Genomic DNA, 21,806 nt, shown 5'->3' with positions numbered 1-21,806 from the left:
CAAAAATGCAACGTGACGTTGCACTTAACACAATGTGGCGATAATGACGCGATCGGCGTTGAACAAGGCGTTTACTGTGCTTCCTTGGCGCAGTTTTAGCTGCTGTAACTCTTGCTTAGTCAGAGTGGCACACAGCGTTTCGCCCCCGGTCAGTTGTACCAATACTTCACAATGTTCATTGCCCGGTTGAATACTGATCACTTCGCCGGTTAGCGCGTTGTCGGCAGCGCCAGCCAAGGCTGGATCGGTATTCAGTTTGACCCACGGCGCTTTGATCAGCACCAACACTTCTTTGCCGGGGGATAACAGTAAGCGCTCAGCACTTTGTTGGGTAATCGCCGCCGTCAATTGGGTTTTACCATCGGCCAGTAGAATGTTGACCTGTTGTTGTACCTGATGATTATCACGTTCGATCACGGTGCCAAAAAACTGATTACGGGCGCTAGTTTGCAACGAGAAACGGGAAATGGCGGCCAGTAAACTGTCGAGTGGCAAATCTTCCTGTTGCAGTACATCAAAGGCTTTTTGCTGGATTTGGCCGAGCAGGTCATACAGCTGAATCAAACGTTGGCCATAATGAGTGAGTTGTGCGCCACCACCGCCTTTGCCACCGGTTGCCCGCTCTACCACCGTGTGTTCCGCCAACTGGTTCATTTCGTTGATCGCATCCCAGGCGCTTTTATAGCTAACGCCCGCCAGCTTGGCTCCTTGACTAATTGAGCCAGTATGTTGCACCTGTTTAAGCAGGGCGATCCGACGCGGATCGGCAAACAGTTTTTGCTGGAGTTTAAGGGTCAGAAGGATTTCAGCCTGCATAGTGCGTCTCGTCGGGGCGGTAAAACCGCATTGTCGCTGATTTGTCTGAAAGAACCAAATCAGCACGTTTCGCTGATTATCGATCCAAATTCGGCCTTAAAATAACCGCGTGATTTTCGTCATTTTGGTTTACAGTAACCGTATATCGCAATTTTGTGATGTAGTTTGTGTCATGTAGTTATGTGAGGCTTCCATGTTGGAATTATTGAAAAGTATGGTATTCGCTGTGGTCATGGTGCCGATCGTGATGGCCGTTATCCTTGGTCTGATCTACGGTCTGGGAGAGGTGTTTAACATCTTCTCCAAAATCGGTCATAGCAACGAAAAGCATAGTTAGTTTTATCCCTTCTTTAATCGCCGCTCACCATTTTGGGCGGCGGTTCTCAAATTTCTTAAGTTATTCCTCAGTTTGCCGATAAAACCTATGACAAGCTTTACTCTCGCGTTATATTATTTTTTATATAACGATAAACCTTAATCGGTGGAGAACGGCATGAAACAGCAATGGATCAAATGGGTTGGCGGCATGGTATTGGCGTCTGGCATGGTCGTGCAGGCTTCGGCGGCGGAGAAAATTACCGTTTTTGCTGCGGCTTCATTGACTAACGCTTTGCAAGACATCGCTACCCAGTATCAAACAGGCAAAGATGTGCAGGTGGTTTCTTCATTCGCCTCGTCATCGACCTTGGCACGGCAGATTGAGCAAGGGGCTCCGGCCGATCTGTTTATCTCCGCCGACCAGCAATGGATGGATTATCTCGTTGGTAAACAACAAATCGTGCCAAATACTCGCTATACCTTGTTGGGGAATGATCTAGTGTTGATCGCCGCTAAAGACTCTCTGCAAGGCGAAGTGAAGATCAATGATAAAACCGATTGGACGAAACTGCTGAATGGTGAGCGTTTGGCGGTTGGTGATCCAGATCATGTTCCTGCCGGGATCTATGCCAAAGAAGCGCTACAAAATTTGAAGGCTTGGACCACGCTGGAGCCGAAATTGGCACCGGCTAATAATGTGCGTTCGGCGATGGCGCTGGTGGAACGAGGCGAAGCTCCATTAGGTATCGTTTATGGTTCAGACGCGATAGCCAGCGATAAAGTGAAAGTAGTTGCCATCTTCCCGGAAGACAGTCATAAACCGGTGGAATACCCGATGGCCATCGTGAAAGGCCATGATAGCCCGACGGTGAACGCCTTCTATACCTATTTGCGAAGCCCAGAAGCGGCCGCAATTTTCCAAAAATACGGATTTAGCCCACGTAAATGATATTAAGTGAGTACGAATGGCAGGCGGTTGAGCTGAGTTTAAGAGTCTCAAGTCTGGCAGTAATTTGCAGTTTGCCGTTTGGCATCTTGTTGGCATGGGTGCTGGTGCGTTGCCATTTCCCAGGCAAAGCCTTGTTAGATGGCATCATCCACTTACCACTGGTGTTACCGCCGGTGGTGGTGGGGTATCTGTTGCTGATTGGCATGGGGCGACGCGGCATCATTGGCGAATGGCTATATAACTGGTTTGGTATCAGTTTCAGTTTTAGTTGGCGCGGGGCGGTATTGGCGGCGGCGGTGATGGCCTTCCCGTTGATGGTGCGCGCGATTCGCTTGGCATTGGAAGCGGTTGATCTTCGCTTGGAGCAAGCGGCTCGAACTCTAGGGGCTAGCCCGTGGCGAGTATTTTTTACCATCACTTTACCATTGTCGTTACCCGGCGTGATTGTTGGCGTAGTGCTGGCATTTGCGCGTTCGTTAGGGGAGTTTGGCGCTACGATTACCTTCGTTTCCAATATTCCCGGCGAGACGCGAACCATTCCCTCGGCGCTATATACCCTGATTGAAACTCCCGGAGCGGAGGCTGCGGCGGCGCGGTTATGCATTATCGCCATTGTGCTGTCATTGGCTTCACTGATGTTGTCTGAATGGCTGGCTCGCTGGAGCCGTCGCCGGATGGGGGTATAAATGCTAGAACTGGATTTTAGCCAGCAACTGGGTGACCTCAATCTGGAGATAAAGGCCGATTTGCCTGCTCAAGGCATTACCGCCATCTTTGGTCTTTCGGGCGCCGGTAAAACCTCCTTAATTAATGCCATTGGTGGTTTGACTCATCCGCAGCAGGGGAAAATTGTTCTCAATGGCCGCCCGCTGTTGGATACCGCCAGTGGCTTGCGTTTACCGCCGGAAAAACGCCGTATCGGCTATGTATTTCAGGATGCGCGGTTATTCCCACACTATCGAGTGCGCGGTAATTTGCAATACGGCATGGCGGCGCAGATGCGAGGCCAGTTCGACAATATTGTCGAGTTGTTAGGCATTGCACCATTGTTGAATCGCCTACCGATGACGCTCTCTGGTGGTGAAAAACAACGGGTAGCGATTGGTCGAGCCTTGCTCACCGCACCTGAACTACTGTTGATGGACGAACCTCTCGCCTCGCTCGATTTACCGCGTAAACGTGAATTGCTGCCGTATCTGGAGCGATTGGCGCAAGACGTCAAAATCCCGATCCTCTACGTTAGCCACAGCATGGACGAGATCCTGCGTTTAGCCGAACAGGTGATGGTGTTGGATCAGGGCAAGGTACGTGCTTTCGGCGGTCTCGAAGAGGTGTGGGCCAGCAGCGCGTTGCGCCCTTGGTTGCAACGTGAGGATCAAAGCAGCGTATTGCGCGTCAGCGTACTCGAACATCATGATCGTTACGCGATGACTGCACTGCGTTTGGGCGATCAGCGTTTATGGGTCGGTGGTATTGATGCTCCGCTGGGTGCGCCGCTGCGCATTCGTATTAATGCGGCGGATGTCTCGCTAGTGCTGCAACCCCCACAGAATAGTAGTATCCGCAATGTGTTACCGGCCAACGTACTGGAAATGCTGGATGTTGACGGACAGGTCGAAGTGAAACTGTCGGTGGGCGAAAATATTTTGTGGGCGCGGATCAGCCCTTGGGCGCGTGACGAACTGGCGATCAGACCGGGACAATGGCTGTATGCGCAGGTGAAAAGTGTGTCGATTAGCCGCGAAGGACGTTATATCCGTCATACTTGAAGCCGCATCTGTGTTGACTGCCTGCGTTTACCCCGGTCACGTACTACTTGTACGCTCCCGGGGATGCACTTAGTTGTCGCCGTGATGCAACTTCAATTATTTTGGCTATAACCATTAATTGGCTAGCACTCGAGTGCGGATCACTTCGGCAATACCCGGTTGCAGATGGTCTGCAATCACCAGATCGGCGCGTTGTTTAATCGCATCGTCGGCGTTACCCATCGCGACGCCCAAACCAACGGCCTCCAGCATACTGAGGTCGTTGTAGTTATCACCAAACGCGACCACTTGATCCATCCGCAATCCCTGAGATTCAACCCACTGTTGCAGACGTTTACCTTTACTATTACCGTTCTTGGCAATATCGACTTGATCGTGCCACGACCATTCGCAGGCTAATCCCAACTCTTTCTCTACCGTTTCGGCGAAATTGCGCAGTGCCGGAATATCGCTGTGTGAAGTGGCAAATTTCCAGATGGCCTGTGCGTCATCGGCGGCTTGCACCAAACTATCAACTTGCGTCAATGTTGGACGTTGCTCGACTGGCAGCGTTTCTGACCAGGCCAAGGTGCGGGTGACGTGCCCGCTTGGTTCCTGATACAGCATGGCATCGTCGACATACATCAGACCGTGAATGTGGTTCTGTTTTAGCAATTGCAACACCAGTTTGGCTTGCTCTTTTGGCAGCGGATCGGCATCGAGCACTTTTTTCTGCTGAAAATCGTAGATGTAGGTGCCGTTACAGCAGATGGCCGGGGTATCGAGTTGCAACGCCTGATAAAACGGATGGATCGCCACGTGATGGCGGCCAGTCACCACCACGACTTTGATCCCGGCAGCACGAGCTTCGGCCAGTGCGGCGAGTGATTGCGGCAAGATGCGTTTTTGGTTGTCCAACAGCGTGCCGTCGAGATCGAGGGCAATAACCTGATAGCTCATGGTAGCTCCGTTAGTAAAAAATTAAACTGATGGTACACCGGATAAAACCACAAGGAAACGCAGGGTTGTTATGTTGTTGGTGTCAGGTAAGCTAGAGGGAAACCGGTTTCCCTTTTGTGATTAAGGAGCAGCAATGAAGCAAATCGTTTATGTCGCCAGCCCGGAAAGCCAACAAATTCACGTATGGCAGTTAGATGAAGCCGGTGCATTGGCGCTGTTGCAAACCGTCGATGTACCGGGGCAAGGGCAACCGATGGCCATCCACCCGGATAAAACTCATCTGTATATCGGCGTGCGCCCTGAGTTTGCGGTAGTCAGTTACCGTATCGAAGCCGATGGTAAGTTAGAAAAAGCCGGTATGGCGCCATTGCCAAAAGCAGGGGGCCCGACCCACATCTCGACCGATCTGCAAGGTCGTTATCTGTTCTCGGTAACTTACGGCGGAAATTGCGCTGGTATTAATCGTATTGACCACCACGGCGTAGTCACTGAGTTGTTGCAAGAGATCGACGGCCTGCACGCTCCACACTCAGCCAATATCGATCCGACTAACCAGTTGTTGCTGGTTCCTTGTCTGAAAGAAGATCGTATTCGTCTGTTTGATCTCAGCCTTGACGGTAAGTTGAAGCCGCACAGCCAAGAAGCGGTTGAAACCGCCAAAGGTTCTGGTCCACGCCATATGGCGTTCCATCACAATGACAAGTTCGCCTATTGCGTCAATGAATTGGATGGCACGGTCGATGTGCTTGCGATCAAAGAGGGCAAATACACCTTGGTGCAAACGGTGGATATTATGCCGGCTGGCTATAGCGAAGAGTGCTGGGCGGCGGATATTCACCTGACGCCAAACGGTCATTTCATGTACGTGAGCGATCGTAAAACCAGCATTCTGACGGTGCTTAAAGTTTCAGAAGATGGCGGTAGTTTGACGGTGGTTGATCGTCACAACACCGAAGCACAACCGCGCGGTTTCAATATCGATCATAGTGGTCGTTTTGTGATTTCAGCCGGTCAGGCGTCCGATCATATCGTGGTGCATCAGATCGATCAGAACAGTGGGAAGCTTACCGATTTGATGCGTTACCCGGTAGGTAAAGGCCCGATGTGGGTGAGTATTCTGGCGAAGTGATGATTTTGAATGGGGGATGATGTTTGTCCCCTATTTATTAAGTTCCCTTTCGCACCACGCATTACGAGAACTTCTGAGTTACAAACCGCCACCTAGCGACTGCCACAGCGTAATCCTGTTTTCGAAATCAGTCTGTTGCAACGCGATCAAATCCACTTGCGCCGACCACAATGATCGCTGATCGGTCAGTACTGTCAGATAATCTCCTGTACCGGTTTCGTAACTACGGCGCGCCAGATAGTAACTGCGTTGTGCAGCGGCGACATATTGTTGTTGTGCGTCTATCTGTTCGTTCAATGTGGCGCGGCGGGCGAGGGCATCGGCGACATCTTTAAAGGCACTCTGAATCGCTTTCTCATATGCGGCGATCAACCCTTTTTTCTCGGCTTTAGCATAGTGTAACTGTGCGGTATTGCTGCCACCTGTGAACAATGGCAACGTCAGGCTCGGCGCAAATGACCATACATTTGCGCCGTGGCTAAATAGGTTCGACAGCGAACTACTGCCGACCCCCGCGCTGGCCGTCAATGACAGTGTCGGGAAGAAGTTCGCCCGCGCCGCGCCGATATTTGCATTGGCGCTTTTAAGGTTATGTTCCGCTTCCTGTACGTCTGGACGGCGGAGCAACACGGAAGAGGACACACCAGCGGGCACCAGCGTGATAGCCTGCGGAGCGAGATCTTCCAGTGTGCCCGGCAGCAGATTTTGTGGCACGGTTTCTCCTACCAGCAGGTTCAGCGCGTTGATGTCCTGCGCAACCAGCGTCTGATAGCTGGTGGCACTGGCGCGCGCTTGCTGATAAATCGCCATTGACGAACTGACATCCGGTCCAGAAGCTACGCCTTCTTTCTGTCGTAACTGCGTAATACGCAATGAATCAGCGGCACTTTTCATGGTGTCCTGCGCCAGTTTCAGGTTGCTGTTATCAGCCGCTAGCGTGATCCACGCGGTGCTGGTTTCGGCAATCAGTGTCAGGCGGGTGTTCTGCGCCGTGGATTCACTCGCCTGCCAGGTTTCTTTTGCGGCGGTGCTCAGACTGCGGTTACGACCAAACAGGTCAATTTCAAAACTGCTGACTGCACCATCGGCAGTGGCACTGCTACTGGCACCGACATCCTGTGTCCGACTGCGGGTTTGTGTCAGTTCAGCATCCACAGAGGGGAACAGACTGGCGCGTTGTTCACCATAGAGTGCTTTGGCGGCTTCGATATCCGCAATAGCTTCCTGCATATCGCGGTTGCTGGTTAGCGCCCGCGTGACAACGGTGTTGAGACGCGAATCGGTCATGATGTGCTGCCAGTCGGTCAACACCGTGGTGGCTGCTGGCTGGTTTCCTTGTGCAGGCCAGACGGTAGGCACTGGCGCGGCAGGACGCTGATAATCGGGATCCAGCGAAATACAGCCTGCCAGTAGCAACGACAGAGAAATAATACTCAGACGAAAAATCATGCTTACTCCTGCGCGTCTTTATGATTGGTGAACACTTTTTTCACCAACACAAAGAACAGCGGAACAAAGAAAATAGCCAGTAACGTGGCGGTCAGCGTACCGCCGATAATGCCGGTACCAATAGCGATGCGGCTGTTGGCTCCTGCACCGGTGGCAATGGCCAGCGGTAGAACCCCGGCGATAAAGGCCAACGAGGTCATCAGGATCGGGCGTAATCGGGTACGAGCGGCGGTAAGAGCGGCGGTGGTTAATGTGCTGCCTTGTTTAAGTGCCGCTTCGGCGAATTCGATAATCAGAATGGCGTTTTTCGATGATAGGCCGATGGTGGTCAACAGCGCGACTTGGAAATACACGTCGTTATTCAACCCGCGCAGCTCAGCAGCTAGGGAAGCACCGAGTAGGCCGAGTGGGATCACCAGAATGACTGAGAATGGTATTGACCAGCTTTCATACAGTGCGGCTAAGCACAGAAACACTACCAGAATCGAGATGGCGTAAAGACCTAGCGCCTGTCCACTGGCGAGCTTTTCCTGCAGAGATAATCCGCTCCATGCCCATGTGGAGCCTACGGGGAGTTTATCGGCTAGCGCTTCCATTTTTGCCATCGCGGCACCGGAACTGTAACCGTTAGCGTTTTCACCTTGAATTTCATAGGAAGTTGAGCCGTTATAGCGAGCCAGACTTTCTGGGCCGTACGTCCAGTGTGTCGTCGCGAAGGCAGAAAACGGTGTCATGCTGGTGCCGTTGCTGGTGCGTACAAACCATTTATTCAGATCAGCCGGTTTGGAACGAAACTGACTGTCGCCCTGGATATACACTTCTTTGACACGGCCCCGATCGATGAAATCGTTGACGTAGGTTCCACCCCACGCGCTGCTCAGTGTGGCGGTGACGTCACTCAGTGTTAATCCTAATGCCACGGCTTTGTCGTTGTCGATATCGACTTGTAGCTGTGGCATCTGCGGCAGATCGTTGGCGCGGACAGATTGCAGTTCCGGGCTTTTTGCTGCCATTGACAGCAGTTCGGTGCGCAGTTTTAACAGGTCGGCACGGTTGGTTCCTCCGGTGGACATCAGTTCAAACGTGAAGCCGTTGCTGTGCCCGAGCCCATCTACTGATGGCGGTGTCATGGCGATCACTTTTGCATCGCGGATCACTGATAACTCTTTCATAGCGCGACTGGCGATCGACTGGGCGGTGTTGGCTGTGCCCGGTCGGTCATCCCAGTTTTTTAGCGAAATAAAAGCCATCCCAGCGTTCTGGCCACTGCCACTGAAGTTAAAACCGGTGATGGTGAAAATGACGTTGGTATTGGCTTTTTCTTTGTCGAGGAACCACTGAGTGACACGGGAATTTACGGCTTCGGTACGGTTGGCTGTAGCACCCGCGGGCAGAGTGTACTGCACCATCACTTCACCCTGATCTTCCAATGGTAGGAAGCTGGTTGGCAGTTTCCACATCAGCAGCCCCATCAGTGCCGCCATCGCACCGTAAATCAGTACCATCGCGACCGGACGACGTTGAACATGAATCACGCCATTTTCGTAGTGTTGTTCAGTGCGAGAATAGAGCCGGTTGAAGCCGCCAAATAAGCCAGTTTTAGCCTGAGGTTGATGTTTGAGGAACATACCACACAGCGCCGGTGTCAGGGTCAGCGCCACGACGACGGACAACGCCATCGCCGAGATAATGGTGACAGAGAACTGGCGGTAAATAACGCCGGTTGAGCCGCCAAAGAACGCCATCGGTAGGAATACGGCCGAAAGCACCAGTGCAATCGCTACCAGTGCGCCGGAGATTTCCCCCATCGATTTTTCTGTGGCGGCACGAGCAGGGAGCCCTTCATCGTGCATAATACGCTCGACGTTTTCCACGACGACGATGGCATCATCGACCAGTAATCCAATCGCCAGCACCATGGCGAACAGCGTCAGGGTATTGATTGAATAACCAAACAGCGCCAGCACGCCGAAGGTACCGAGTAGAACCACCGGTACCGCCAGCGCGGGGATGATAGTGGCGCGTAAATTCTGCATAAACAGATACATCACCACGATCACCAGTACGATGGCTTCGATCAACGTTTTAATCACATCTGCGACCGACACTTTGATGAATTCAGTGCTGTCTTTCGGATATGCGACGTCATAGCCCTTCGGCATGTTGCGCTGGTATTCACTGATGGTATTTTTCACTAGCGTGGCGGTGTCGAGCGCGTTGGCACCCGGAGAAAGCATGACCGCCATACCCGCTGCCGGATGACCGTTCAGCTGTGAGGTTGCGGTGTAATCTTCGCTACCCATTTCGACACGAGCAATATCGCGGACTCGCACCACTGCACCACCGGTATTACCTTTGACGATGATATTGCGAAACTGTTCTGGTGTTTGTAAACGAGACTGTGCGCGTACTGTGGCAGTGAGTTGCTGAGAATTCGACGAAGGGAGACCGCCAATTTTACCGGCGGAGATCTGCACGTTCTGCGCTTCGATAGCGGTTTCAACGTCAGACGGCATTAGGTCGTAAGCTGCCAGTTTGGTCGGATCCATCCAGATACGCATGGCGTATTCCGCACCAAAAACTTGCAAGCTGCCTACGCCACTTACGCGCGCCAGCGGATCCTGCATATTACTGACTAGCCAGTCGGCGATATCTGAACTGCTGGCTTTGTCGGTTTTGTCGTACACCGCCATGATCAGTAGGAAGTTGGGTTGTGATTTGGTGACGGTCACACCAGCTTGTTGAACTTCGGTCGGCAGACGCGATTCAGCCTGTTGCACTTTATTTTGCACCTGAACCTGTGCGGTATCCGCATTGGTGCCTTGCTTGAACGTCACGGTGATATCGACGGTACCATCAGAGCTGCTGCTGGAGCTGAAATAGAGTAGGTTATCCAAGCCGGTCAGTTGTTGTTCGATGACCTGTGTGACGCTGTTCTCTAGCGTTTCGGCGTTCGCGCCGCTGTAAGTAGCTTGGATTTTGACTGATGGCGGTGCGACGTCTGGGTATTGCGCGACCGGTAGTGTGCGGATTGCCATAATCCCGGCCATCATGATCAAAATGGCAATCACCCAAGCGAAGACCGGGCGGCGTACAAAGAAACGAGAGAACATCAGGCGGCTCCTTCGGTGTTTTTGGTGGTGGTAGAATTATTTACTTCGATAGGTTTCACGGTATCGCCTACCGCGACTTTATCGCTGCCTTCCACCAATACACGGTCACCTGCCTGCAGCCCTTTGATGATCAACCAGTTTGTGCCAGTGGCTTCACCGGTCACGACGCTGCGCTGCTCAACTTTGTTATCTGTAGTCACAACCAACGCTGTGGCATTGCCTTTGACATCACGCGTTACACCCTGTTGCGGTGCAAGAACCGCGTTTTCGATCACGCCTTCATCTACGCTGGCGCGGATAAACATCCCCGGCAATAACACGTGTTTCGGATTCGGGAATACGGCGCGCAGGGTGACAGATCCAGTAGCTTCATCGACCGCCACTTCCGTCAGCTCGAGATGACCTTTTTCGGGGTACACCGAACCATCCTCCAGTGTGAGTGTGACGTCTAGGGTGTCGCTGTTGGTTGCTAGCGCCCGTTTGCGCAGATTCAGCAAGTCAGCGCTGGAACGGGTGAGATCGACATACATCGAGTCGAGATTACGTACAGTCACCAGTGCAGTGTCTTGTGCGGCAGAAACCAACGCACCCGGCGTGACGGAAGAGATCCCGATGCGCCCGGCAATGGGTGACGTCACGCGTGTCCAGTCGAGATTGATTTTGGCGGCTTCCAACGCGGCGGCTTTTTCATCGACGCTGGCGCGGTCCTCAGCACAAGTAGATTGCGCGTCTTCGGCATCTTGCTGCGATACGCCTTGCTCTTTCACCAGCACGGCATAGCGTTTGGCTTTCAGGCAATCAGAAATCACCAGCGCGTTAGCACTTTTCAACGCTGCTGCAGCCTGATCAGCGGTCGCTTTATAAGAGGAGGGGACAATCTGATACAGAGCCTGACCCGCTTTCACCATGTCACCTTCGGTGAATAACCGTTTTTGAATAATTCCGCCAACCTGCGGCCGGACATCTGCGGTCAGCGTGGCGGTAGTGCGGCCAGTTAATTCACTGACCAGATTAAAAGGCTGTGATTTGAGTGTCACCACGCCGACTTCGGTGGGTGTTGTTGTGGCTTGCGTGACGGGCGAATTATCGCAACCACTCAACCCGAGAATAACGAGCAGGTATAAAGGTCTTAATGACATCTTGGTGTCCGTAAATAATAGGCAAAAGGAGTCCATAACGGTTTTGGAGTAAAACCGTGAGGCTGTTTAAAAGGGCTTAACGATCAGATAATAAAGACGTATTTACAGTAAATGTATTTTCTTTGTCGCGTCGTTTATATATTCAATAATTTTTTCGTATTGCTCCGGCGTGATGTCTTCGTTATACGACTTCGTCCGTACCGTAATTTTTAAATTCTCAATGGCATAAATCAGCTCAGGTGTGGGAGGCGGGTTATTTTGTATCACCCGTGTTTTTATTTTTTCCTCGATGACGCGGATTTCTTTTCTCCTTGCTGCCAGATAGTCAGAACCGACGACCGTCATTGAAAACTGTTTTTTACCTCCGTCAATTTCTGTGGCAATGGCAAAACCTTGTTCAACGATCAGTGATAAAATCGGATATATCACGCCGGGGCTGGGGATATATGTACCCATCGAATAACTTTCGATGGTTTTAATAATTTCGTAGCCGTGGACCGGGTTTATCTGGAGCAGATGCAGAACAAATAACGTCAGTTCCTGACGGGTAAACAGCTTGCGTTTACGGCGGAAGACGGGTTTGGGTGTTGTCATTGTTTTTTCCTTCTGCCAGCTGACTGGAGAAGTCCAAGATATATCTTGTGATTATTTATGGTCAAGATATGTCTTGATGAGATAAAGTTTGTAGGGATGGGTTTAATCTATTGTTTTAAAAGAATTTTAAGTTAAATTTATTTTGTGGGGTTCCACGTACTGACAGTTCTTCACATTTTTGTTCTACTTTATATTTTTGATTTTAAATGATTAATTTAAAGTCTGCTTCTTATGCTGCTTTGGAATGTAAGCATTGCGAAAAAGTCATCTTTATTGATGTCTGGTAATCGTCCCGGCAACGTCACTGTGTGTGTTGCCGGGACGATTACAGGTCAGCGGTATTTCACCGTCAGCGTAGCTTTACCTAAGCTGTGGAAATGCACATTAAAGCCGACCATTGCACCGCTGGCGCCTGCATCGACCTCAATTTTATCTACGTTTAACGCATGTACTGTAAAGTAATAACGGTGGCTTTCGCCCTGTGGAGGCGCTGCGCCGCCATAGCCCGTTTGACCGAAATCGGTACGGGTTTGCAGTGCGCCATTGGGTAATGTGGCTTTGCCGGAACCTGCCCCGTTCAGCAGTTCACGGCAATCTGCTGGTAGGTTGACTACCACCCAGTGCCACCAACCGGAGCCAGTCGGCGCGTCGGGATCATAAACCGTGACGACGAAACTTTTGGTGCCTTCAGGTACACCGTCCCAAGCCAGATGCGGCGACAGATTGTCGCCTTTGTAGCCCATGCCGTTAAAGACCTGAGACTCCGGCATTTTTGCGCCGTCTTGTAGATCTTTACTGTACAAACGAAAAGCCATGATGACTCCTAGTTTTCAATAAAAACGAAGGGATAAATTAGATCGTTTTAGCGAAACAGTACAACTCCTTGTGCCAGTGGTGGACGATTGATTTCCACCGTGATGTGAACTAATTCTTCGTGAATGCTAAGCCATTGCCGCACTCGATCGGCAGTAAGCGTGGGATCGGCGCTACGTAGGGCGATGACGCAGTGAAATTTCCCCTTACCAATGCGCCCGATATGCAAATCAGTAATGGTCAGAGCATGGCCACAATGCAACAACACCTCTTGAATTTCATCCGCCACTGGCGCATCCATTTCTGCATCCAATAACACTTTGCTCGTATCGCGCATTAGGCTGTAAGCCCAGATGGCAACCAGCCCGGCACCGACAATCCCCATCATCGGATCCAACCAACTCGCTCCCCATAGTTTGCCGCCAAACAATGCGACGATCGCTAAGACAGATGTCGCCGCATCGGCGATCACGTGGATATAGGCGGAACGTAGGTTGAGATCGTCATGGTGGCCGTGGTGGTGATCCTGATGTTCATGACCGTGATGGTGGCTGTGGCCGCCATCGCGCAATAGCCATGCACAAGCCAAATTGACGAGTAAGCCAACGATGCCGATGGCGATGGCTTCGTTGTAGTGGATTGGAGTAGGGTCTAGCAAGCGCTCAACTGATTGGAACAGCATCAATACGGCTACCAGTATTAACAACACCGCGCTGGTATAGCCAGCCAAAATCTCAATTTTCCAAGTGCCTAGACTGAAGCGACGATCTTGCGCCAGTTTGCGTGCGGCGCGGTAAGCTAATACTGCCAATCCTAGCGCTAATGCATGGGAGCTCATGTGCCAGCCATCAGCCAGCAATGCCATCGAGTTGAACCACCAACCGCCAATGATCTCTATTACCATCATACTCGCGGTCAGTATCACCGCCCAGCGTGTGTTTCGTTCGGCTAATGGGTTACCATCGTCAAAAATGTGGTTGTGCTCGCGTTGCAATATTGCCGTGGGTGATGACATAGCTGCGACTGTCCTGTGAAATTATTGATATTGAAATATACTATACCCCAGTATAGTAATTAACAATGAGATGCTAACAATGAGCCATACCATCAAAGATCAAAAGAAGCTGCTGGCACGGGTGCGTCGAATCAAAGGTCAAGCAGAAGCGCTAGAGAGAGCATTGGAAAATGGGGGGGAATGTTCAGCTGTCTTGCAGCAGATTGCCGCCGTACGTGGTGCCGTCAACGGCTTGATGGCGCAGGTATTGGAAGGGCATGTACGCGAACATTTGATGGCGGAAGAGGCCACACCACAGCAACGTGAACAGGATGTTGAACAACTGATGACGGTATTGCGTTCCTACATGAAATAGGCTGCCAGCAGGCAGCCTAGAAAGATTACCGTACTGCCGCCGCAACCGCCGCAGTGAGTTTGCTCAACTGCTCCGGCTGAATGATATAAGGTGGCATCAGGTAGATCAGCTTACCAAACGGGCGTATCCACACACCGCGCTCAACAAAGCCGCGTTGCAACTGCGCCACATCCACCGGTTGGTGCATTTCCACCACGCCGATTGCGCCTAATACCCGAACATCGGCGACGTTAGGTTGTTCTGCCAGCGGTAGGAGTTGCTGTTTTAGCTGGGCTTCGATGGCGGTAACCTGCTGTTGCCACTGGTTTTTCGCTAATAGCTCAAGACTGGCGTTCGCCACGGCGCAGGCCAGCGGATTGCCCATAAAGGTTGGGCCATGCATAAAACAACCCGCCTCGCCGTTGCTGATAGTTTCTGCCACATGACGTGTGGTCAAGGTCGCAGAAAGCGTCATATAACCCCCGGTCAACGCCTTACCCAGACACAAAATATCCGGCACTACATCCGCATGTTCGCAGGCAAACAATTTACCAGTACGACCAAACCCGGTGGCGATCTCGTCGGCAATGAGCAGGATTTGGTAGCGATCACACAGTTCGCGTACTCGTTTGAGATAAGTGGGATGATAAATCCGCATTCCCCCGGCACCTTGCACCACGGGTTCCAAAATCACCGCGGCAATCTCTCCGGCATGTTGCTCCAATAGCGTCGCAAATGGCTCAATGTCGCGTTCGTCCCACGGTTGATCAAACCGGCACTGCGGTGCGGTAGCGAACAGATGCGGTGCCAAATAACCTTGATACAAACTGTGCATCGAATTATCAGGATCGCACACCGACATCGCGCCGAAGGTATCGCCGTGATAACCGTGGCGCAGCGTCAGAATGCGTTGACGTCGTTCACCACGAGCCTGCCAGTATTGCAGTGCCATCTTTAACGCCACTTCCACAGCTACCGAGCCGGAATCCGCCAAAAATACGCATTGCAGCGCCTCTGGCGTCATATCAACCAGTTTACGGCACAGCGCGATGGCGGCGGGATGAGTAATCCCGCCAAACATCACATGCGACATCTGTTCCAACTGTTGATTAACCGCTTGATTCAAGTGTGGGTGGTTGTAGCCGTGGATTGCTGCCCACCATGACGACATGCCATCGATCAAACGACGACCATCGCTCAATTGCAATTCGACACCGCTAGCGGCCTCCACCGGGTAACAAGGTAAAGGGCGGCTCATTGAAGTGTAAGGATGCCAGATATGGCGCTGATCGAACTCGAGATCGGCAGGAGTGATTAACATCATGGTAAACCAAATAAATAACAGAATGGTTGACAGTATATCCGCATTATTTACACTGACGCGACTTTTTTCATTTTGGAGACGCCGTCATGGCTGACCGCATTGACTGGACCGTTGAGCAAGCCCAAGCTCTGTTTGATAAACCTTTTCTCGAATTATTGTTTGAAGCGCAAACCGTCCACCGCCAGCATTTTGACCCGCGTCAGGTGCAGGTGAGTACGCTGCTGTCGATCAAAACCGGTGCTTGCCCGGAAGACTGTAAATACTGCCCACAAAGCTCACGCTACAAGACCGGTTTAGAATCTGAGCGCTTGATGCAAGTGGAACAAGTATTGGAATCCGCGCGTAAAGCCAAAGCGGCAGGCTCGACCCGTTTCTGCATGGGCGCAGCGTGGAAAAACCCGCATGAGCGCGATATGCCTTACTTGCAACAAATGGTGCAGGGCGTGAAAGCGATGGGCATGGAAACCTGTATGACGCTCGGCACGTTGGATGATACGCAGGCGGAACGGTTGGCGGATGCGGGGCTGGATTATTACAACCATAACCTAGACACCTCGCCAGAGTTTTACGGCAACATTATTACCACACGCAGCTACCAAGAGCGCTTGGATACCTTGGATAAAGTGCGCGGTGCCGGCATTAAAGTGTGTTCTGGCGGCATCGTCGGTTTAGGGGAAACGGTGCGTGATCGCGCGGGTCTGTTGGTGCAATTAGCTAATTTGCCCAAGCCACCGGAAAGTGTGCCTATCAACATGTTGGTGAAAGTTAAAGGCACACCGTTGGCGGATAACGAGGATGTCGATCCGTTCGATTTTATCCGTACCATAGCCATTGCGCGTATCATGATGCCAACCTCTTACGTACGTCTGTCTGCCGGGCGTGAGCAGATGAGCGAACAAACGCAGGCGATGTGCTTTATGGCTGGTGCCAACTCGGTCTTCTACGGCTGCAAGCTGCTGACCACGCCGAACCCAGAAGAAGACAAAGACCTACAGCTGTTCCGCAAGTTGGGTCTGAATCCAGAGCAAACCGCAACCGAACACGGTGACAACCAACAGCAACAGGTATTGGCGCAGCAGCTGTTGAATCCAGACACCGCTGAATATTACAACGCGGCACTGTAATGAGTTGGCAGCAACGTATTGAACAGGCGCTGACCGAGCGGCAACAGACCGCAGCTTACCGTCAGCGTCAGGTGAATCAGGGCGGCAATGGCCGCCATATTCAGTTAAATGACCAGCGCTACCTGAATTTCTCCGGCAATGATTACCTTGGTTTGAGCCAACATCCGGCGGTGATCGCCGCTTGGCAGCAGGGCGCGCAGCAGTACGGCGTCGGCAGCGGTGGTTCTGGGCATGTCACGGGTTTTTGTCACGCTCACCACCAGTTAGAACAACAACTGGCCGACTGGCTCGGTTATCCGCGTTCCCTGTTGTTTATCTCCGGGTATGCCGCCAATCAGGCTTTGCTGGCGGCGCTGATGCAAGCCGATGATCGTATTCTTGCGGATAAGCTCAGTCACGCCTCATTACTAGAAGCCGCGATGCACTCCCCGGCGCAGCTGCGACGTTTTCACCACAATCAACCGGAAGCACTGACTGAACTGTTGGCCAAGCCTTGCGATGGACAAACGCTGGCGGTAACCGAAGGCGTGTTTAGTATGGATGGCGACAGCGCGCCATTGGTAGAATTACACCGTCTAACCCAAGCCTCCGGTGCTTGGTTGATGGTGGATGATGCGCATGGTATCGGCGTATGTGGCGAGCAAGGGCGCGGGAGTTGCTGGCAACAAGGAGTCCATCCGGAAGTGTTAGTGGTCACTTTCGGTAAGGCCTTTGGTGTTAGCGGAGCAGCGATTTTGTGCGACGAGCCGCTAGCAGAATATCTGTTGCAGTTCGCTCGTCACCTGATTTACAGCACCGCAATGCCTCCGGCGCAGGCGGTCGCGTTACAAGCCGCGTTGCGTTGTATTCAGCAAGGGGACGATTTACGTCACCGCCTCAATGAAAATATTCAGCGTTTCCGCGCTGGCGTCGCTGATTTACCACTCACATTAACCGACTCGCAAACGGCCATTCAACCGCTGCTGGTGGGGGATAACTCGCGTTCACTCGAGCTAGCAAACAGCCTGCGCGTTCAGGGGCTGTGGGTGAGTGCGATTCGTCCGCCGACCGTGCCACCGGGTGGAGCTCGCTTACGCATCACCCTGACAGCGGCTCATCAAACGCAGGATATCGATCGTCTGTTGGAGGTGCTGCATGACGTCAGTCGCCAGAGTGAATAAACAAGCGGTGGCCTCGGCCTTTAGTCGGGCGGCAGAGAGTTACGATGGCGCGGCAGTGTTGCAGCGCGAGGTTGGTGAATACTTACTGGGGCTGGGGCAAAACACCCCCGGTAATCATGTGCTGGACGCTGGTTGTGGCACGGGTTATTTCAGCCGTCGTTGGCGTGAACTGGGTAAACAAGTCACCGCGCTCGATCTGGCTCCGGGCATGTTAGCTTTTGCTCGCCAACAACAGGCGGCAGATGATTATCTATTGGGTGACATTGAAAATATCCCGCTGCCAACGGCGACGGTCGATCTCTGTTTCAGCAGTCTGGCGGTGCAATGGTGTAGCGATTTACCCGGCGCACTGGCGGAACTGTATCGCGTTACCCGCCCCGGCGGCACCATCCTGTTTTCTACCTTGGCGGCGGGTTCGCTGCATCAATTGGGTGATGCATGGCAGCAGATAGATGGCGAACGCCATGTAAATAACTTCCTACCGTTGGAGCAGATTGAAGCGGCTTGTTCGGGGTATCGGTATCAATTGGAATCGGTATGGCAAACCCTGTATTACCCAGACGTGATGGCCTTAATGCGCTCGCTGAAAGGTATTGGTGCGACGCATTTACATCAGGGGCGCGAGGCCGGGTTGCTATCACGCCAACGTTTAGCGGCGCTACAGGCGGCGTATCCCGCTGAGAACAGACAGTTTCCACTCAGTTATCATTTGATTTATGGAGTTATCACTCGTGATTAAACGCTGGTTTGTGACAGGCACCGACACCGAAGTAGGCAAAACCGTGGCCAGCAGCGCATTGCTGCAAGCGGCCAATTTGGCGGGCTACCGCAGTGCAGGGTATAAACCGGTTGCCTCCGGCAGTGAAATGACGCCAGAAGGTTTACGCAATAGTGATGCATTGACCTTGCAAGCCAACAGCGGTGTAACGCTGGCTTACGACGAAGTGAATCCTTACGTTTTTGCCGAACCGACCTCACCGCATATTGTCAGTGCTGATCTTGGGCAGCCAATAGCGTTGGAGGTGCTTTCCGCCGGGCTACGTCATTTAGAGCAGCGTGCAGATTGGTTACTGGTGGAAGGTGCAGGTGGGTGGTTTACCCCGTTATCTGAGCAACATACCTTTGCCGACTGGGTGCAACAGGAACAACTACCCGTAATTTTGGTGGTGGGAATCAAGCTAGGTTGTATCAATCACGCGGTATTGACCGCGCAAGCCATTCAACAGGCAGGATTGCAGTTAGCAGGGTGGATTGCTAACGATGTGACCGCTCCGGGCAAGCGACATCAAGAATATTTGGTGACGTTATGTCGTCTGTTACCGGCTCCGCTGCTGGGTGAGATCCCACATTTGCCACGGATCGAACAGCAAGAGTTAGGGCGATATCTGGATATGTCCTTGTTATAAAAATATATCTTCCGTGGCTGTTTCAGGGGAACACCTAATCTGCAAACCAATGCACTGCATTTACTATGGCAATGACCATTGCAACTCAGCATTCTCGAGGATAATATTCACACAAATTTACATAAATAAACATTAAGCTTTTTCTAACAGGGACTGTTCAGATGTTGTTCTTTTATGCGTTGCCTATACTGCGCCGTTGTGGTGCTTGTTTTATTAGTCTGTTTGCACTGTTATTCGCTATTCAGCCTGCTTATGCTGCGACCTCCTATGCTCAGGAACAACTGATTATCCAGCAGCAACGGCAAAAGGCGTTAGAGGAACAACTCACACCACCGACACCGGATGTCCGTCTATCTCCCCCTTCCTCTAGCTTTGGTCGTTTGGCCTTTCCGCAGGAAAAACCCTGTTTCCCGATCGAACAAGTGGTGTTGAGCGGACAAGATAAACTGCCACACTGGTTACCGTTGCAGCGCCTCGCCAATCAGGCGGTCGGGCAATGTCTGGGCGGGCAAGGCATCAACCTGCTAATGAGCAACATGCAAAACCGGTTGGTCGATCATGGCTATATCACCACGCGTGTATTGGCTCCGCAGCAAGATCTCAAAAGCGGCAAGCTGCAACTGGCGCTGGTACCGGGTTATGTGCGTGCGGTGAAGTTGACGCCTGACAGCGGCAACTACATTAGCCTCTACAGCGCCTTCCCGGCACATGCGGGTAACTTGCTGGATTTGCGGGATATCGAACAAGGGTTAGAGAACTTGCAGCGCTTGCCGACGGTGCAGGCCAATATGGAAATTGTTCCCGGCGAACAACCGGGTGAAAGCGATATCGCACTGAGTTGGAAGCAAGATAAAATGTGGCGCTTGGCGGCGTCGTTAGACGATTCGGGTACGGAAAGTACTGGGCGCTATCAGGGCGGTTTGACGCTGTCGTTGGATAACCCGTTCTCGCTTAGCGATTTGTTCTACATCTCGGGCAGTAACGACCTGCAAAGTGGCAGCGAAAAAGGCAGTAAAAACATCACGGGTCACTATTCGGTGCCATTCGGTTATTGGATGGTCGGCGTAACAGCCAACGACTATGACTATCACCAAACAGCTGCAGGGCTGAATGACGATATTCGCTACAGCGGTAAGAGTAAGAATCTCAACTTCCAGTTAAGCCGCGTACTACACCGTAACGGTAGCCAGAAAACCACGTTGACTTACGACGTGATGACGCGTGAATCCAGCAACTACATCAATGACACCGAAGTGGAAGTGCAACGCCGTCACACCAGCGCTTGGAAGCTGGGGCTACAGCATCGTCATTATATTCAGCAAGCCACTTTAGACGTGGGCGTTAGCTATCAGCGTGGTACGCGTTGGTTTGGCGCACAACCCGCGCCAGAAGAGTTTGTTGGTTATGCGACTGCGCTGAGCAAGATAGTGCAGCTTAACGCGCAATTGGATGTGCCATTCAGCCTATTCAGCCAGAACTTCCGCTACAACGTGCAGTACCTGCGCCAAATCAGCGATACCCCGCTGACGCCGCAAGATCAGTTCGCTATCGGCAACCGTTGGACGGTGCGCGGCTTTGACGGCGAACGCACGCTGAACGCTAACCGGGGTTGGTACGTGCGTAACGATCTGGCGTGGCGCACGCCATTACCGAGCCAAGAACTGTATCTGGGCGCTGACTATGGTGAAGTGGGCGGTTACGGCACCGATTATCTGGTGGGCACTCATCTGGCAGGCGGTGTGATTGGCCTACGCGGTAGCGCGTTCAGTGTGGGTTATGACCTGTTCGCCGGAGTGCCGTTCTCGAAACCCGACGGTTTCAAGACCGATCCGGTCACGCTGGGCTTCAACCTGAATTGGAGCTACTGAGATGCAGATAGGCACTTATGACGTTAAAGCGCCGCTGATCCTCGGTGGGCAGGATAGCGAAGCCGAAGCCTTTGGCGCGGCCGTGTGGCTATGGATGCATTCACCGATGCATCGCGATGCGCCCCTGCACAGCCTGCCGACGCTGTTGTTGCCGATAATCAAAAGCCAACAGTACGTATTGGTATCGCAACACCATCAGCCAGTATTTTTCCTCAGTTGGGCATGGATGAACGAAGAAGCCGAAGCGCGTTATTTGACGCAACCGGCGATCCTGCAACCGATAGAAGACTGGAATAACGGCGATCGTTTGTGGTTCTGCGACTGGATCGCGCCTTTTGGTCACACGCGTGATATGGCGCAACTGATCCTGCGCGACATCTTCCCGCATCACTGTATGCGAGCGTTGTATCACCGTGGACAAACACGCGGTAAACGCATTATGACTTTCAAGGGTGCGCAGGTTAGCCAGCAAGAAGCGCAGGCATGGTGGAGTAACCACCCGCTGGCTGTTGTGCCATCGATAGCGCAGCCGGAAAACAAATAAGGA

21 protein-coding genes are annotated in these 21,806 nt (G+C 52.3%); 12 read left to right on the top strand and 9 right to left on the bottom strand.

Annotated elements, in window-relative coordinates; all coding sequences use genetic code 11:
* Nucleotides 1–24 precede the first annotated feature (24 nt).
* A complete protein-coding gene (modE, locus tag AC3ISQ_RS15395) occupies nt 25–816 on the bottom strand; it encodes a molybdenum-dependent transcriptional regulator (RefSeq protein ID WP_489347887.1) in 792 nt (263 codons plus the stop codon).
* 193 nt (nt 817–1,009) lie between these two features.
* On the opposite strand from modE, the gene AC3ISQ_RS15390 reads away from it, so the two are divergent.
* The 4 genes from AC3ISQ_RS15390 (at nt 1,010) to modC (ending at nt 3,852) form a co-directional block, all read left to right on the top strand.
* Nucleotides 1,010–1,153: an AcrZ family multidrug efflux pump-associated protein gene (locus AC3ISQ_RS15390; RefSeq protein WP_489347885.1), complete on the top strand. Its 144-nt coding sequence runs from the start codon at nt 1,010–1,012 to the stop codon at nt 1,151–1,153.
* A 156-nt stretch (nt 1,154–1,309) separates the two neighbouring features.
* Entirely contained in the window at nt 1,310–2,083 is a 774-nt protein-coding gene (gene modA, locus AC3ISQ_RS15385; RefSeq protein WP_489347883.1) for a molybdate ABC transporter substrate-binding protein, read from the top strand.
* Nucleotides 2,080–2,769 carry a molybdate ABC transporter permease subunit gene (gene modB, locus AC3ISQ_RS15380; RefSeq protein WP_489347881.1) on the top strand — a complete coding sequence of 230 codons (690 nt, stop codon included), beginning with the start codon at nt 2,080–2,082 and terminating at the stop codon, nt 2,767–2,769. The genes modA and modB overlap by 4 nt, the downstream gene beginning before the upstream one ends.
* Nucleotides 2,770–3,852, top strand: a complete 1,083-nt coding sequence (gene modC, locus AC3ISQ_RS15375; RefSeq protein WP_489347879.1) for a molybdenum ABC transporter ATP-binding protein ModC — start codon at nt 2,770–2,772, stop codon at nt 3,850–3,852. It abuts the gene before it with no gap.
* A 114-nt stretch (nt 3,853–3,966) separates the two neighbouring features.
* Here the strand turns inward: modC and AC3ISQ_RS15370 are convergent, their stop codons facing one another.
* Complete coding sequence (locus tag AC3ISQ_RS15370; protein WP_489347877.1) at nt 3,967–4,791, bottom strand: pyridoxal phosphatase; 825 nt, start codon at nt 4,789–4,791, stop codon at nt 3,967–3,969.
* Between the two features lie 133 nt (nt 4,792–4,924).
* On the opposite strand from AC3ISQ_RS15370, the gene pgl reads away from it, so the two are divergent.
* Nucleotides 4,925–5,920, top strand: a complete 996-nt coding sequence (pgl, locus tag AC3ISQ_RS15365; RefSeq protein ID WP_489347875.1) for a 6-phosphogluconolactonase — start codon at nt 4,925–4,927, stop codon at nt 5,918–5,920.
* Nucleotides 5,921–5,998: 78 nt separating this feature from the next.
* On the opposite strand, the gene AC3ISQ_RS15360 is transcribed toward pgl, so the two are convergent.
* The 6 genes from AC3ISQ_RS15360 to dmeF form a co-directional block, all read right to left on the bottom strand.
* Nucleotides 5,999–7,366, bottom strand: coding sequence for an efflux transporter outer membrane subunit (locus tag AC3ISQ_RS15360; RefSeq protein WP_489353320.1), 1,368 nt, complete (start codon nt 7,364–7,366; stop codon nt 5,999–6,001).
* Between the two features lie 5 nt (nt 7,367–7,371).
* Nucleotides 7,372–10,482, bottom strand: coding sequence for an efflux RND transporter permease subunit (locus tag AC3ISQ_RS15355; protein WP_489347873.1), 3,111 nt, complete (start codon nt 10,480–10,482; stop codon nt 7,372–7,374).
* Nucleotides 10,482–11,621, bottom strand: a complete 1,140-nt coding sequence (locus AC3ISQ_RS15350) for an efflux RND transporter periplasmic adaptor subunit (RefSeq protein WP_489347871.1) — start codon at nt 11,619–11,621, stop codon at nt 10,482–10,484. The genes AC3ISQ_RS15355 and AC3ISQ_RS15350 overlap by 1 nt, the downstream gene beginning before the upstream one ends.
* A 102-nt stretch (nt 11,622–11,723) precedes the next feature.
* A complete protein-coding gene (locus tag AC3ISQ_RS15345) occupies nt 11,724–12,215 on the bottom strand; it encodes a PadR family transcriptional regulator (protein ID WP_489347869.1) in 492 nt (163 codons plus the stop codon).
* Nucleotides 12,216–12,547: 332 nt separating this feature from the next.
* A complete protein-coding gene (locus tag AC3ISQ_RS15340; RefSeq protein WP_489347867.1) occupies nt 12,548–13,030 on the bottom strand; it encodes a kinase inhibitor in 483 nt (160 codons plus the stop codon).
* Nucleotides 13,031–13,077: 47 nt separating this feature from the next.
* Nucleotides 13,078–14,043, bottom strand: coding sequence for a CDF family Co(II)/Ni(II) efflux transporter DmeF (gene dmeF / locus AC3ISQ_RS15335; RefSeq protein WP_489347865.1), 966 nt, complete (start codon nt 14,041–14,043; stop codon nt 13,078–13,080).
* 79 nt (nt 14,044–14,122) lie between these two features.
* On the opposite strand from dmeF, the gene AC3ISQ_RS15330 reads away from it, so the two are divergent.
* Complete coding sequence (locus AC3ISQ_RS15330; protein WP_489347864.1) at nt 14,123–14,398, top strand: metal/formaldehyde-sensitive transcriptional repressor; 276 nt, start codon at nt 14,123–14,125, stop codon at nt 14,396–14,398.
* 25 nt (nt 14,399–14,423) lie between these two features.
* Here AC3ISQ_RS15330 and bioA read toward each other — a convergent pair whose 3' ends face one another.
* Nucleotides 14,424–15,698 (bottom strand): adenosylmethionine--8-amino-7-oxononanoate transaminase, encoded by a 1,275-nt coding sequence (gene bioA, locus AC3ISQ_RS15325; RefSeq protein ID WP_489353318.1) that lies wholly within the window; start codon nt 15,696–15,698, stop codon nt 14,424–14,426.
* Nucleotides 15,699–15,787: 89 nt separating this feature from the next.
* Between bioA and bioB the strand changes: the two genes are divergently transcribed.
* The 6 genes from bioB (at nt 15,788) to AC3ISQ_RS15295 (ending at nt 21,803) form a co-directional block, all read left to right on the top strand.
* Complete coding sequence (gene bioB, locus AC3ISQ_RS15320; protein ID WP_489347862.1) at nt 15,788–16,825, top strand: biotin synthase BioB; 1,038 nt, start codon at nt 15,788–15,790, stop codon at nt 16,823–16,825.
* A complete protein-coding gene (bioF, locus tag AC3ISQ_RS15315) occupies nt 16,825–17,985 on the top strand; it encodes an 8-amino-7-oxononanoate synthase (protein WP_489347860.1) in 1,161 nt (386 codons plus the stop codon). The genes bioB and bioF overlap by 1 nt, the downstream gene beginning before the upstream one ends.
* Nucleotides 17,960–18,724, top strand: a complete 765-nt coding sequence (gene bioC, locus AC3ISQ_RS15310) for a malonyl-ACP O-methyltransferase BioC (protein WP_489347858.1) — start codon at nt 17,960–17,962, stop codon at nt 18,722–18,724. Before bioF ends, bioC begins: the two co-directional genes overlap by 26 nt.
* Nucleotides 18,717–19,391, top strand: a complete 675-nt coding sequence (bioD, locus tag AC3ISQ_RS15305) for a dethiobiotin synthase (RefSeq protein WP_489347856.1) — start codon at nt 18,717–18,719, stop codon at nt 19,389–19,391. Before bioC ends, bioD begins: the two co-directional genes overlap by 8 nt.
* 161 nt (nt 19,392–19,552) lie before the next feature.
* Entirely contained in the window at nt 19,553–21,259 is a 1,707-nt protein-coding gene (locus tag AC3ISQ_RS15300) for a ShlB/FhaC/HecB family hemolysin secretion/activation protein (RefSeq protein ID WP_489347854.1), read from the top strand.
* A 1-nt stretch (nt 21,260) separates the two neighbouring features.
* Nucleotides 21,261–21,803: a toxin-activating lysine-acyltransferase gene (locus tag AC3ISQ_RS15295; protein WP_489347853.1), complete on the top strand. Its 543-nt coding sequence runs from the start codon at nt 21,261–21,263 to the stop codon at nt 21,801–21,803.
* The last annotated feature ends 3 nt before the right edge of the window (nt 21,804–21,806 follow it).

The sequence above is a fragment of the Serratia sp. KH_031 genome, from assembly GCF_057839655.1.
The sequence above is the reverse complement of the archived record's forward strand: the minus strand, read 5'-3'. Positions and strand labels throughout refer to the sequence as shown.

What these genes read in the sequence shown, in the direction of transcription:
- modE (WP_489347887.1), bottom strand. Translation starts at nt 816, where the DNA reads ATGCAGGCTGAAATCCTTCTGACCCTTAAACTCCAGCAAAAACTGTTT.
- AC3ISQ_RS15390 (WP_489347885.1), top strand. Translation starts at nt 1,010, where the DNA reads ATGTTGGAATTATTGAAAAGTATGGTATTCGCTGTGGTCATGGTGCCG.
- modA (WP_489347883.1), top strand. Translation starts at nt 1,310, where the DNA reads ATGAAACAGCAATGGATCAAATGGGTTGGCGGCATGGTATTGGCGTCT.
- modB (WP_489347881.1), top strand. Translation starts at nt 2,080, where the DNA reads ATGATATTAAGTGAGTACGAATGGCAGGCGGTTGAGCTGAGTTTAAGA.
- modC (WP_489347879.1), top strand. Translation starts at nt 2,770, where the DNA reads ATGCTAGAACTGGATTTTAGCCAGCAACTGGGTGACCTCAATCTGGAG.
- AC3ISQ_RS15370 (WP_489347877.1), bottom strand. Translation starts at nt 4,791, where the DNA reads ATGAGCTATCAGGTTATTGCCCTCGATCTCGACGGCACGCTGTTGGAC.
- pgl (WP_489347875.1), top strand. Translation starts at nt 4,925, where the DNA reads ATGAAGCAAATCGTTTATGTCGCCAGCCCGGAAAGCCAACAAATTCAC.
- AC3ISQ_RS15355 (WP_489347873.1), bottom strand. Translation starts at nt 10,482, where the DNA reads ATGTTCTCTCGTTTCTTTGTACGCCGCCCGGTCTTCGCTTGGGTGATT.
- AC3ISQ_RS15350 (WP_489347871.1), bottom strand. Translation starts at nt 11,621, where the DNA reads ATGTCATTAAGACCTTTATACCTGCTCGTTATTCTCGGGTTGAGTGGT.
- AC3ISQ_RS15345 (WP_489347869.1), bottom strand. Translation starts at nt 12,215, where the DNA reads ATGACAACACCCAAACCCGTCTTCCGCCGTAAACGCAAGCTGTTTACC.
- AC3ISQ_RS15340 (WP_489347867.1), bottom strand. Translation starts at nt 13,030, where the DNA reads ATGGCTTTTCGTTTGTACAGTAAAGATCTACAAGACGGCGCAAAAATG.
- dmeF (WP_489347865.1), bottom strand. Translation starts at nt 14,043, where the DNA reads ATGTCATCACCCACGGCAATATTGCAACGCGAGCACAACCACATTTTT.
- AC3ISQ_RS15330 (WP_489347864.1), top strand. Translation starts at nt 14,123, where the DNA reads ATGAGCCATACCATCAAAGATCAAAAGAAGCTGCTGGCACGGGTGCGT.
- bioA (WP_489353318.1), bottom strand. Translation starts at nt 15,698, where the DNA reads ATGTTAATCACTCCTGCCGATCTCGAGTTCGATCAGCGCCATATCTGG.
- bioB (WP_489347862.1), top strand. Translation starts at nt 15,788, where the DNA reads ATGGCTGACCGCATTGACTGGACCGTTGAGCAAGCCCAAGCTCTGTTT.
- bioF (WP_489347860.1), top strand. Translation starts at nt 16,825, where the DNA reads ATGAGTTGGCAGCAACGTATTGAACAGGCGCTGACCGAGCGGCAACAG.
- bioC (WP_489347858.1), top strand. Translation starts at nt 17,960, where the DNA reads ATGACGTCAGTCGCCAGAGTGAATAAACAAGCGGTGGCCTCGGCCTTT.
- AC3ISQ_RS15300 (WP_489347854.1), top strand. Translation starts at nt 19,553, where the DNA reads ATGTTGTTCTTTTATGCGTTGCCTATACTGCGCCGTTGTGGTGCTTGT.
- AC3ISQ_RS15295 (WP_489347853.1), top strand. Translation starts at nt 21,261, where the DNA reads ATGCAGATAGGCACTTATGACGTTAAAGCGCCGCTGATCCTCGGTGGG.